Here is a 12,809-nt window from a genome sequence, read left to right on the forward strand (position 1 = left end):
AATTCTTATAAAATGATTTCAAAAACATACGCTCCACAAGACATTGAAGCCAAATGGTATCAATATTGGCTCGAAAATAAATTCTTTGCTTCAAAACCAAATCCAGACAAAGAACCTTACTCTATCGTAATTCCTCCGCCAAACGTAACGGGTGTACTCCACATGGGTCACATGTTGAACAATACTATTCAAGATGTATTGATTCGTAAGGCAAGAATGGAAGGTAAAGAGGCTTGTTGGGTGCCGGGTACAGACCATGCGTCTATCGCAACGGAAGCAAAAGTGGTGGCGATGTTGAAAGAAAGAGGCATCGAGAAAAAGGATTTGACTCGTGATGAATTCTTGGCTTATGCGATGGAATGGAAAGACAAGTACGGCGGGATTATTCTGGAACAATTGAAAAAACTGGGTGCTTCTTGCGATTGGGACAGAACTCGTTTTACGATGGAACCTTCTTTGTACCAAGCCGTAATTGATACTTTCGTTCGTTTGTACGAAAAAGGTAAAATTTACCGTGGCGTAAGAATGGTAAACTGGGACCCACAAGGGAAAACGGCTTTATCTGACGAAGAAGTAATCGACAAAGATATTCAAGCGAAGCTTTATTATATTACTTATAATGTTGTTGGGGAAGAAGGAAGTTTAACGATTGCTACTTCTCGTCCTGAAACGATTATGGCTGACTCTGCCGTTTGTATTAATCCGAACGACGAGCGTTATACACATCTTCATGGCAAAACTGTAAAGATTCCATTGTTAGGTCGTGAAATTCCTGTGATTTTGGATGAGTACGTAACGATGGATTTTGGAACGGGCTGTTTGAAAGTAACGCCTGCCCATGATTTGAATGACTACGAATTAGGCTTAAAACATAAATTGCCAGTAATCGACATCTTAGACGATGCAGGTTTCTTGAACGAAAAAGCGGTATTGTATGTAGGACAAGACCGTTTTGCGGCTCGTAGAAATATTGTAAAAGATTTAGAAGCAGCAGGACATTTAGTAAAGGTAGAAGAGTACAAATCTATCGTTAAAACATCTGAGCGTACTGGTGCGGTTATCGAGCCGAAATTATCTTTACAGTGGTTCTTGGAAATGAAAGAGGTTTCTCAGCCTGCTTTAGAAAACGTAATGAATGATAACATCAAATTGTATCCACCGAAATTCAAGAATATGTATTCGTCTTGGATGGAAAATGTGAGAGATTGGTGTATTTCAAGACAATTGTGGTGGGGACAACAAATTCCTGCTTATTACTTGCAAGACGGTACTGTTATCGTAGCAAAAAGTAAGCGTGAAGCTTTGCGTAAAGCCCAACACGAATTACAATTATTTGCTTTAACAGAAGAAGACTTAACCCAAGACCCAGACGTTTTGGATACTTGGTTCTCGTCATGGTTATGGCCAATTTCTGTTTTTGACGGCATCGAAAATCCTGATAACGAAGACATTAAATATTATTATCCAACCAATGATTTAGTGACTGCACCAGAAATTTTATTCTTCTGGGTAGCTCGTATGATTATTGCTGGTTATGAATGGAGAGGTGAATTACCATTCAGAAATGTATATTTAACGGGTATCGTTCGTGATAAATTAGGCAGAAAAATGTCTAAATCATTAGGAAACTCGCCAGACCCATTAGATTTGATTGCTCAATACGGAGCAGACGGCGTGCGTACTGGTATGCTTTTCAGTTCGCCAGCAGGAAACGACTTAATGTTTGACGAGAAACTCGTAGAACAAGGACGTAATTTCTGTAATAAAGTATGGAATGCTTATCGTTTGGTAGAAGGTTGGAACGCAACAGATATTTCACAACCACAGGAAAACTTGTTGTCAATTCAATGGTTTGAATCACGTTTGAATCAGACAATTATTGATGTTCAAGAACATTTCGTGAAGTTCCGTATTTCGGATGCACTTTTGTCGATTTATAATTTGATTTGGGATGATTTCTGTGGCAAGTACTTAGAAATGATTAAGCCAGCTTACGAACAACCTATCGACAAAGCGACTTTTGAGGCGACAATTTCCATTTTTGAAAAATTGATGTGCTTGGCTCATCCATATATGCCATTTATTACAGAAGAAATTTGGCAAGCAATCAGTCAACGTGGAGCAAACGAAAGTATTTGTAGAGCGGCTTATCCATTGGCAGGTGAAGTAAATGCTACCTTGTTAGCAGATTTTGATGCCATGTTTACTGTTGTAACAAAAATCCGTGAGACACGTAATGCTAAACAACTTTCTCCGAAAATAGCTTTGCCTTTATCTATCAAAACAGATGATAAAGCACGCTACCAAACGTTAGAAGGCATTATTCAAAAATTAGCGAATACTGAAACAATTGAATATGTAAATGACAAAGTAGATGGCGCTATTTCATTTGTAGTAAAAGCTGATGAATTTTTCATCAATCTTGCAGGTGAAATTGACGTAGAAGCTGAATTAGCCAATGCCAAAAAAGAGTTGGAATATAACTTAGGTTTCAAAAAATCGACAGAAGCGAAATTAGCTAACGAACGTTTCGTAGCCAATGCCAAACCAGAGTTAGTAGAAAGAGAACGCCAAAAATTGGCAGATGCTGAATCGAAAATTAAGGCTTTGGAAGAAATGATTGCGAGTTTAAGCAAATAGATTTTTAGCTGTGAGCTATGAGCCGACAGCTTTGAGATTTATTCTTTAAAGAAAAAGACTCGGGAGAAATCCTGAGTCTTTTCTTTTATTGGTAATGAATGACATTTGATGGCTTCTTTCCAAGCTGATTTAATACGGAGATTCACACAGATTTTAAAAAACGTAAAACCAAAATCCGATATCTGAAAGCTCAAAGCTGACAACTCATAGCTCATAGCTAAAATTAAAACCCAACTCCAGTCGTCAAAGTTTTTACACGACAAAGATACATATCAGCCGTGATGTAAAGCGTTGAACCATCGTCTCCCCAAGCGCAATTTGCTGCTAGTGAACCCGTTTCTATTCTTCCTAATAATTTTCCCGCTGGCGAGATGATTAATACTCCACCCGGACCGGTTGCGAATAAATTACCTTTTTTATCAATCTTCAATCCATCTGGCAAGCCTGAACGCTTTTCATTTTTCAGCATATAAGTTGCATCAAAAAGTACTTTACCTGTTCCTAAACTTCCATCTTCGTTAACAGGATATGCCATATAAATAGCTCTGTCTTCATGAGATTGCGCCACATATAAAATCTTTTCATCTGGTGAAAAAGCTAAACCGTTTGGTCTTACTAAATCATTGGCTACTAAGCTTACTTTTCCATCTGTTCCGATGCGATAAACGCCAAATTCAAGTTCACGACTTGGGTCTTTGTCTTTTTTAGGTAATCCATAAGGCGGGTCGGTAAAGTAATAAGCTCCGCCAGAATGTTGCACAACATCGTTCGGGCTATTAAATCGCTTTCCTTGGTAATTATCAGCTAAAGTTCTTTTTCCGCCTAAAGTCAAAGACATTGACGATACTCTACGATCGCCATGCTCGCAGGCAATTAATTCACCTTTATTGTTAATCGTTAATCCATTACTTCCGGGTTCGTCACCGTATTCTCCCAAACCTGTATAACCCGAAGGAGAAAGAAAAATGGTAGCTCCTTCGCTTTCATTCCATTTGTAAATGGTGTTGGCTGGAACATCAGAGAAAATTAAGTATTTCCCTTTTTTATGCCAGACTGGTCCTTCCGACCAAACAAATCCAGATGCTAAAATTTCTACTTTAGCATCGATAGAAATCAGACTTTCAAGAGCTGAATCAAACTGAGTGATTTTCCCTAGCGTGGGATAAACTTTTTGGGCATGAATTGTTGACATTGTAACGAACGTAAGCAATGTTAGAAAGTTTTTTTTCATTAAATAGTAAATTATTTATAAACAGTTAGCCTTGTAAATATACAAAAACTAAATACTACTTATAAAAAAGATTTCCTCTAGTTATATTCTACTATTTAAGTCGGCAAATTTTGCTCCGTTCTTCTCAACAATATCGACAATTTTATAATTAATTTCTTCCCGTGTTTTATTCAAAATGGCTACATTATTACTTTCAACATTATAAGCTACTTGAATATCCATAGAACCTTCCCCAATTCCATCAAAACGAGTAATACCCGGCTCTGGCTTATAAATATGTTCATGTGCTAATACTTCTTCTTGAATTTGTGAAACAATATTTTGAATCGTACTTGCAGGAGTATCTTGTTGAAGTTTAATTAAATATTTTGCTCTGCGAAACTGACGAGTACTCATATTTTCTAAGGCTTGGGCTGTCAATAAACGATTCGGAACGGTAACGACACTTCCATCAGCAGTTTTTAAACGAGTACTTCTAAAACCGATTTTTTCAACATCTCCAGATACTTTATCTATTTGTATGTTATCCCCAACAACAAAAGGCAAATCCATAAAAAGCATTAAAGAAGCAAACAGATTTTCCAAGGTTTCTTTGGCAGCCAAGGCAATTGCCAAACCCCCAATTCCCAAACCTGTTACCAATGCCACAACATCTATCTTGAAAACAATGCCTAGCATTGAGAAAAAAGTCATAATAGATACTGTTACAACTGCCAAATCTTTGAAGAAAGGGACAAATTGGTCATCAAGTTTCGTTTCAGTCAATGCTGCTCTTTCTTGAAAAATAAGGGCGATAAATTTCACCAAACGAATCAAAATCCAAGAAATTGAGAAAATCAAAAAGCATTGAAAAATCTTCAGAAGTACTACCTTCAAGCCCAAAGTAGCGGCTAAATTCCAAGAAAGAGGAAAGTGTAAATAAAGAAAAGCAAAGTAAACCATCAACACAATGATAAAAAGCTCAACGGGCTTTCTGAGCATCTCAATACAAGTATGAATTGATACTTTATCGTGTTTGATAAAACGATATAAAACTTTACTAAGCGATACTGATAATAAACGTTTTAATAGTAAGCTACTCACTATAATTCCGATAAACCAGAGAATATCATTAACTTTATTTTCAAGAATTTCAGATTCTAAGAATTCCATAATATTTGTTTTTTAAAACTTAAAGATGAATGTTATGATTGGGAGTGAACATAAGAATTTTAAAAACGCTTTCCCAAAATTGTAAAAATTGCTTTTATTTTAAACGATTTGCTGTCTTTTTTATCCCAAAAAATCATACCGAAGCAAATTTCACTTACATTATTTTACATGAATTTAGCCATAGACTTAGGAAATACTTTTGCCAAAACGGGTCTTTTTGAGCAAGGAAAGCTCGTCGAAAGTAAAGGTTCTTTTACCTATTCCGAATTGATTGACTACGTAAAAGACTTAAAGCCAAAGAATATTATCATTTCAACAGTGAGTTATTCAGAAGAACAATTGAGTCAAGATTTTTCGGATGACAGTACAAAAGTGTTCTTTTTAAAAAATACTACGCCCGTTCCTATCACTAAATTGTACGATACACCAGAAACTTTGGGAGCCGACCGCATTGCTGCTTCCATTGGTGCAAGAGTTATATTTCCTGAAAGTAACGCTATGATTATTGATTTAGGTACTTGTATTACTTATGATTTGGTTGATACCGAAGATAATTTTCACGGAGGAATTATTTCACCTGGAGTACGGATGCGATTCACCGCTATGAATACTTTTACAAAACGTTTGCCGTTATTAGAACCAGAAGAAGCGCCCCACATTCTTGGAAAAAGTACAAAACACGCTATGCAAAGTGGCGTAATGAATGGTATTACTGCAGAGATAAATGGATTTATTGAAGAGTATCACAAGCTTTTAACAAAAATTAACGTCATTTTATGTGGCGGAGATGCTACATTCTTTGCAAACCGCATAAAATACCCGAACTTTGTAATTCCAGAGTTGGTGCTGATTGGACTTAACAGAATTTTAGAATATAATGTCGAACAAAATAAATAGTATTTCAAATTTTATGCGAGCAACAATCCCTTCAAGGGTTGTAAATAGAAAAAGTTACAATCAAGCATTTGCTTCTAAGTTCCTATTCAAATCATTCTCTCGTTTATTTATTGCTGTTTCTTGCCTTTTGGCATTTCATTCAATACAAGCACAAGAAACGAATTCTCCGTTTTCATTCTTAGGCATTGGCGAAGTTTATAATGGTGGAACTGCCGTAAACTCAATGTCTGGCGGTTTGGGTGTGGCAAGTTCTAACGGTATTTATGTGAATACCTTGAACCCAGCGATGCTTGCAAGAAACCGTTATACTGTTTTTGAAATGGGTGTAAATACCGAAATCAAAGCGATGCAAGACAGCAGACAACGCTCTAATACTTATAATGGAACTTTAGGGCCAGTTATATTGGCGTTACCAGCTTCTCCACGTTGGACTTTGGCCTTAGGTTTAATGCCTTATTCTACCGTAAATTACAAAACCCTTACTTCACGAAAACTTAACGTTGTTGGTACAGATAGTACTATTCTTACTTATAATGGCGAAGGCGGACTTAATAAGGCTATCATCAGTAATGGAGTTAGAGTAAGTAAAAATATGTATGTTGGTCTTGAAACTTCTTATTTATTCGGAGTAATCAACAGAGATATTACCACACAAAACCTTAGTGATGGGCAAAATTATCAAGTAAAAAGCTTTAATCGCTCTAATTACTCAAGTGTACATTTTAAATTAGGCTACGCTTGGAGACCAAAGATTAGCAAAGAATATTTCTTAAATATTGGTGCTACAGCAGAATTATCACAAAACATTGGCATCAAAAATCTTAAAGGATTTAATACGTATGATGCTTCGGGTATAACACTTATCAATGCCGATACGCTTTCAAATCCAAACGGAAGTATTACATTACCAGCCAATTACAAATTTGGAATAAGTTTAGAAAAGCCGGGAAAACTACTTGTTTCATTAGATTACTCAACAACAAAATGGACAGGATATAAAAGTTTAGAAGGTGATAATGATGGACTAAAAAATGCTTATACAGTAGCTGTTGGTGCTGAATATATTCCAAAATTTGATGCCATCTCTGGATACTTCAACCATGTAATGTATCGTGTAGGTGCAAATTACACACAATCTCCTTACACTTATAATGGAAACGAAGCAGCAAAAGACATGAGTTTCTCTGTAGGTGTTTCATTACCATTACGTACTATTTCTTATGTAAATATTGCTTATGTAAGAGGAAAAAGAGGAGTACTTTCAACAAACGGATTAGAAGAACAATACAGTAAAATTGTTGTTGGCTTCTCGTTAGGTGATTTCTACTGGTTCCGTAAACCAAAAATTGATTAATTATTCTAATTATATGAATCAATTCAAAATATATTTCAAACAATTGACTAATTTGACAACTCCACTAAGGGTTGTCAAATTAGTTTTACGCCCAATACTTGGTTTAATGATTACTTTCTTTTTACTAATGGCTTGTAAGGAAGAAAAGAAAGTAATTGCCAAAAAAGCTTATGAGGGACCAATCTCTGAGATTTATGGTGTAAACATGACTTATTCAGATTCTGCCAGATTAGTCGTTAGAATGTCCACAGAAAGCCAATTGACAATGCCGAATGAAGATAAAGTATATCCTCATGAAGTAAGAGTATTCTTTTTTGATAAATTAGGGAATAACAGTACCACTTTACGAAGTGATTCTGCAAGATACATTCGCATGAAAAATATTTATCATATCATGGGAAGAGTACTCATCAACAATCAAATTAAACACGAAACACTTACTACAGATGAACTTTATTGGAATCCAGATACTAAGAAGATTTATACAGACAAACCAGTCGATGTAAAAACATCTGAAGAAGTCTTTCACGGTGTAGGAATGGATGCTAATCAAGATTTTACGGACTATACACTCAGAAAAGTAACGGGAGTTGTTAGTGTAAAAAATTTACCATAAGTAATAACTATGAGGTTGTTGCTTAAAGATTTCTATCTATTATGTATGGTCCCTGCATAAAGACGACCAACTGCCGCCCAAGTAATATCATCGTTGGTTATTAAACGTTCTAAGAGTTTAAATAAAGCTTGTGGAAAATTGTTGTGGTTAGATATTAGCGGATATTATACTGATTTTGGTTCTACAACTGTTAATAAATTGAGATGATAAAGTGGCTCTCCACATTTATACTACACTTGTTATTCTTTTCCAACGCTACTAAAAAATAGGTACATTTTGTCTCAAAATTGTATTACTTGTAAATATTCTTACTTCATTATTGAAGTTAAATTGAAGCACTCATAAGCTAGAACAATCTTCAATTTTCATTTCCATACTTACCGAATCAATATATTAATTGGTTAATGGCATCTTTTTTATAAAAACCCCTATTTTAAGGGATTGTATAACGATATAATAAAAACTTACTTTGCAATGTCAAGTTTAATATTTGCCTAACCAACTAATTGAAATTCACCACTATGAATTTTAAGGTAATCAAAAAACTTGATATTTATTAATATAATTAAACTGATGGTAAGTCGGGCGGATATTACTGTCGGTTTAATTGTATTATAAATGTTCTTAGGTCATTATAAGTAATAGAAAAGTGATTATTATCATTTTTTTTTAGAACCTTCATCCTCACTGTACATTTTAAAGGGTTTTAACTTTGATTGAAAGGGCATTTGAATCATAATAAATTTAAGAAATGGATTTGTTAATAGGAATCATTGAAGATGATCATAATTTAAGAGATAATATTGAGAAGTTTTTCTCCTTATACACAGATATAACTATTGTTTTTTCTGTGAATAGTATAGAAAAATTTTTAAGTGAAAATAAATCATTAACACAAGAACCATACTTAATCTTTATTGATATTGGTCTTCCCGGTATATCAGGGATAGAAGGTATCAGTTTGATTCGTAAAACCTACCCTAATGCACACATCGTGATGATAAGTGGCACTTGTAATGAAGATTCTGTTTGGGAAGCCGTAAGTGCTGGTGCAAATGGGTATTTGTTAAAGCCTCTTTCGCTCAAAAAAATCATTGAGCAAATCGATATTATTAAGAATAATGGCGCTTTAATTTCGCCAGAAGTAGCTTCAATGTTATTTTCTAAGATTGCTCAGAAAACAAAGGAAAAAGAAGCTAAGATAGAAGGCGTTCTTACAAAAAGAGAACTTGACGTTGTGGATTATTTACTGAAAGGACAAAGCTACAAAGAAATCGCCAACCAATTATTTATTAGCTATTCTACTGTAAATGACCATATTAAAAAAATATATGCAAAGCTTGAAATTAATTCGAAAGGAGAATTATTAGCTTTATTCATCAACTAAATAATATATTATGAACAAAAGCCCATTCATCTTAATTGTAGATGATAACCGAATGAATAGGCTTGTGTTATCTAAACAACTAAGTTCTTTAGAAATACCAATTAGTGAATGTGAAGACGGACAACAGGCGATTGATGCTATCAAAGAAAGTACTTTCCAGCACATCATTGTTCTATTAGATTTAAATATGCCTGTGATGGATGGCTATAAATTCTTATTGTATTTAAGAGATAACAAAGTAGAATTTACTGGAAAACAAATAGAAGTGATTGTGGTCTCGGCATCAGAATATGCAGTTTTTAAAGAAAGAAAATTAGATGTAGAAATTGTAGCGTATTTACAAAAAGTAGTAAGTAAAGTAATGCTTATTGATGCGATAGAACTTGCTATTGGAAAATTTGACTTCGATGGTATTTAAAAAGAATGACATAGCCTTGGATCTCCGTTTTATATTAAATGAAGTTCCCTTTGCAGTTTTATTAGAGGATAATCAAAGAAGGTTACAATTTGTAAATCCTAATTTTTGCGAACTATTCCACATCCCTATTGAACCAGACCAAATGGTTGGTTTCAACTGTGAACAAGCCGCTGAATCTGCTGCCCCGCTATTTAAATACTCTCAAGAATTTTTAGAGAGAGTAAAAGAAATTCTTGCTAAAAAAGAACCCGTTAGACAAGAAATGCTTGAGTTGGCCGACGGAAGATTTTTTTTGAGAGATTACTTACCCATTATTAATAATAATTTTTTTGAAGGACAAGTATGGATTTACTATGATTATACCTACGCTCATAGTTTAGAAGTAAAGAAGAATAATCAAAAGAAATTCTATGAAAGCATTTTGTTGAATATCCCTGCTGATATTGCTGTTTTTGATAAAGATCATAAGTACTTATTCGTCAATAAAAGAGCTATTAAAAATGATGAAATCAGAGAATGGATTGTAGGAAAAGATGATTTTGATTATGTGAAGTTTAGAGGAAGGGACATCAGCATTGCTGAAAAAAGAAGAGCATTATTTCAAGAGGTAGTCAACCAAAAAGATTGTAATGAATTTTTAGAAGAAAACATTACTCCTGAAGGCAATATTCAGTATAATCTTCGCAGGATGCATCCTTTCTATGCTGATAACAATGAATTAGAGTTTGTTGTCGGCTATGGGATGGATGTTACTTCTATCAAAAATGCTGAAGAGAATGTTAATCGTAGGGAGAAAAATTTGGCTCAAATCACAGAAATTTTAAGTATTGCCGTAATTGTGATTGACCAATCTTTTAATGTGATTTATACAAACTCTTCTTTTGAATCTACTTTTGGTTATGCTTCAGACGATATTATAGGAAAATCAATTAATGTAATTGCAGTTGAAAATATTTCTTCTTTAATAAAGGAGATAGAGTTTGCCAAGCAGAGGGGTAGTTTTGAAGGTTCTACCAAAGAATATCGTTTTCAAGATAAGTATGGTTCAAGAAGATATTTAAGTGTTTCGTTTGTTCCATATAATATAGCAGAAAGTAACGAAGTATTTTATGCAATCTTCTTTAGTGATGTAACAGACCAACATCTTGCCGTTTCTGAATTACAAAAAATCATAGAAAAGGAGAAACGATTGAATGAGCTAAAATCAGGATTTGTAAATATTGTTTCTCATGAAATGCGTACACCGCTTTCTGTCATTCAGTCGAGTGCACAAATTATGGAAATGCTGAGCGAAACTGATAGATTGGATAAAGAGTCCGTTGACTTCCATACAAACAGAATTGTTAGTGAAGTAGGTGGCATGGAAAGTTTGATGGAAGAGCTACTCCTGATTAGCAAAATAGAAAGTGGTAAAGTAGAATTCAGACCATTCCCGCAAGATTTAGAAAGTTTTGTAAGAGTAATACTTCATGAAAAATATGCACAATTGGCAGATGGAAGACAAATGCAAGTAATTGTAAAGGGAGTAAATCATGAAGTAGAATTTGATAGAATGATGATGAATCATATCTTGAATAACATCATTGGAAATGCCTTTAAATATTCTGAAGAAAAAAAAGCACCGATTTTACAACTACATTTCAGACAGCATGCTGTAACTGTTATGGTGGTTGATTATGGAATTGGTATTCCAGCAAAAGACTTACAAAATTTATTTAAGGCTTTCTCAAGAGCATCAAATGTAGATGGAATCAATGGAACTGGTTTAGGTTTACACGTAGTGAAATATTTTACAGATTTTCATAAAGCGAAAATTTATTGTAAATCTCAAGTCAACAAAGGAACATGTATAATGCTTGAATTTAATTATAAATCATATTCAAATGCCAAAAATAGTATTAGTAGAGGATGAATTACAGTTGGCAGAGAATACAAAACTTATCCTTGAAATCAATGGATTTGAGTGTTTTGTGGCTAATAAAGGACAAGAAGGAATTGATTTGATAAAATCAATCAATCCATGTTTGGTTATTTGCGATATTAATTTAGACGAAATTGATGGTTATGAAATCTTGAGGCAAATAAGATTAGATTCTCTATTTCTAAATTTACCCTTTATCTTTTTAACCGCCAGAGCCGACTTTGTGGATAAAAGAAAAGGAATGAATTCGGGTGCTGATGATTTCCTAACCAAACCTTATAATGCTAGAGTATTAGTTGAAACGATTCGAGCACGTTTGGAACTGAGTAATCAGAAAAAAGAGTCAGTAGGAATAGAAATCAAGAAAAATGCGATAGATGTATTTTATCATGTTTCCAATCATGAATACCTAACACCGCTTAATGGTATTATTAACCTAAGCGAGATTGCTTTGGATATGGTTAGAAATAAGCAAACTTCCGACATTGAACCCTTATTAGAAGGCATTTATACTTCTGGAAACAGAATGCTGAGAACTACCAGAAAGCTATTGTGGTACAACCAATTATCTAATGCTGTAAACCCTTGGAAAAATGTATTAGGAGCCAATAGCCAAATTAATGTCATTAAGTTTCTGCAAGATGTTGTGGATAGTGCAACCAAAAGCTCATTAAAAATATTTGACATCAATATTAAGTCAAACGTTACTTATTTATATGGATATGATGAGAGTTTAATTCAAATTATGTTCATGGAGTTAATCCAAAATGTAGTGAATTTTGCTGACCCAAATCGAAAAGTATATATAGAAGCAAGACTTGAAAATGATTTTTTAGTATTAATTATTAGAAATCATTATTTCGAGAATTATACTTTGTCAACAGAAGAGATAAAGCCATTTTATCAAGCACATAATCCCAAAGATATGAATGGCACAGGCTTAGGCTTATACGTTGTAAAGGAATGGGTAGAGTCAATTAATGGGCAATTTGAAGTAAAAGGCGAGAATCAACTATTCGATGTCATCATAAAAATTCCATTGAGTTTATAAATAAAAACTGTTTTTATGAACGGTTAAAATAATTCTGGGGTAAAAATATAATTAAATGCTTAACACTAATTTTAATTCAATTGTATTTCCGATAGTAATCATTTTGAGTTGTTTAATTATCTTTTTTTTGATTTACAACATT

At 33.9% G+C, this 12,809-nt stretch carries 10 protein-coding genes; 8 read left to right on the top strand and 2 right to left on the bottom strand.

What is annotated here, in order from left to right; translation table 11 throughout:
• Positions 1-12: 12 nt before the first annotated feature.
• Positions 13-2,640, top strand: coding sequence for a valine--tRNA ligase (locus tag ABID42_RS03080; protein ID WP_367282378.1), 2,628 nt, complete (start codon positions 13-15; stop codon positions 2,638-2,640).
• A gap of 223 nt (positions 2,641-2,863) precedes the next feature.
• Here ABID42_RS03080 and ABID42_RS03085 read toward each other — a convergent pair whose 3' ends face one another.
• Positions 2,864-3,832, bottom strand: coding sequence for an SMP-30/gluconolactonase/LRE family protein (locus tag ABID42_RS03085; RefSeq protein WP_367282379.1), 969 nt, complete (start codon positions 3,830-3,832; stop codon positions 2,864-2,866).
• A gap of 120 nt (positions 3,833-3,952) precedes the next feature.
• Entirely contained in the window at positions 3,953-5,023 is a 1,071-nt protein-coding gene (locus tag ABID42_RS03090) for a mechanosensitive ion channel family protein (RefSeq protein WP_323257617.1), read from the bottom strand.
• Positions 5,024-5,191: 168 nt separating this feature from the next.
• Between ABID42_RS03090 and ABID42_RS03095 the strand changes: the two genes are divergently transcribed.
• From ABID42_RS03095 to ABID42_RS03125, 7 genes are all read left to right on the top strand, one after another.
• Positions 5,192-5,920, top strand: coding sequence for a type III pantothenate kinase (locus ABID42_RS03095; protein ID WP_367282380.1), 729 nt, complete (start codon positions 5,192-5,194; stop codon positions 5,918-5,920).
• A 13-nt stretch (positions 5,921-5,933) separates the two neighbouring features.
• The gene (gene bamG, locus ABID42_RS03100) at positions 5,934-7,274 is read left to right on the top strand and encodes a BamG family beta-barrel-assembly machinery protein (RefSeq protein WP_367282381.1); all 1,341 of its coding nucleotides are present in this window, start codon (positions 5,934-5,936) and stop codon (positions 7,272-7,274) included.
• Between the two features lie 52 nt (positions 7,275-7,326).
• A complete protein-coding gene (gene lptC / locus ABID42_RS03105; protein ID WP_323257624.1) occupies positions 7,327-7,890 on the top strand; it encodes an LPS export ABC transporter periplasmic protein LptC in 564 nt (187 codons plus the stop codon).
• 757 nt (positions 7,891-8,647) lie between these two features.
• Positions 8,648-9,277 carry a response regulator gene (locus ABID42_RS03110; RefSeq protein WP_367282382.1) on the top strand — a complete coding sequence of 210 codons (630 nt, stop codon included), beginning with the start codon at positions 8,648-8,650 and terminating at the stop codon, positions 9,275-9,277.
• Between the two features lie 10 nt (positions 9,278-9,287).
• The gene (locus tag ABID42_RS03115; protein WP_323257628.1) at positions 9,288-9,695 is read left to right on the top strand and encodes a response regulator; all 408 of its coding nucleotides are present in this window, start codon (positions 9,288-9,290) and stop codon (positions 9,693-9,695) included.
• Between the two features lie 16 nt (positions 9,696-9,711).
• Complete coding sequence (locus ABID42_RS03120) at positions 9,712-11,607, top strand: sensor histidine kinase (RefSeq protein WP_367282383.1); 1,896 nt, start codon at positions 9,712-9,714, stop codon at positions 11,605-11,607.
• A complete protein-coding gene (locus ABID42_RS03125) occupies positions 11,579-12,667 on the top strand; it encodes an ATP-binding response regulator (protein ID WP_367282384.1) in 1,089 nt (362 codons plus the stop codon). Before ABID42_RS03120 ends, ABID42_RS03125 begins: the two co-directional genes overlap by 29 nt.
• Positions 12,668-12,809 lie beyond the last annotated feature (142 nt).

Origin of the sequence: Arcicella rosea (assembly GCF_040543805.1) — a bacterium.
Classification (GTDB): Bacteria; Bacteroidota; Bacteroidia; order Cytophagales; family Spirosomataceae; genus Arcicella; species Arcicella rosea.

Bases quoted from the DNA above. Each gene is read 5' to 3' on its own strand.
- bamG (WP_367282381.1), top strand. From the start codon at position 5,934: ATGCGAGCAACAATCCCTTCAAGGGTTGTAAATAGAAAAAGTTACAAT.
- ABID42_RS03125 (WP_367282384.1), top strand. From the start codon at position 11,579: ATGCCAAAAATAGTATTAGTAGAGGATGAATTACAGTTGGCAGAGAAT.
- ABID42_RS03090 (WP_323257617.1), bottom strand. From the start codon at position 5,023: ATGGAATTCTTAGAATCTGAAATTCTTGAAAATAAAGTTAATGATATT.
- ABID42_RS03085 (WP_367282379.1), bottom strand. From the start codon at position 3,832: ATGTCAACAATTCATGCCCAAAAAGTTTATCCCACGCTAGGGAAAATC.
- ABID42_RS03080 (WP_367282378.1), top strand. From the start codon at position 13: ATGATTTCAAAAACATACGCTCCACAAGACATTGAAGCCAAATGGTAT.
- ABID42_RS03095 (WP_367282380.1), top strand. From the start codon at position 5,192: ATGAATTTAGCCATAGACTTAGGAAATACTTTTGCCAAAACGGGTCTT.
- ABID42_RS03115 (WP_323257628.1), top strand. From the start codon at position 9,288: ATGAACAAAAGCCCATTCATCTTAATTGTAGATGATAACCGAATGAAT.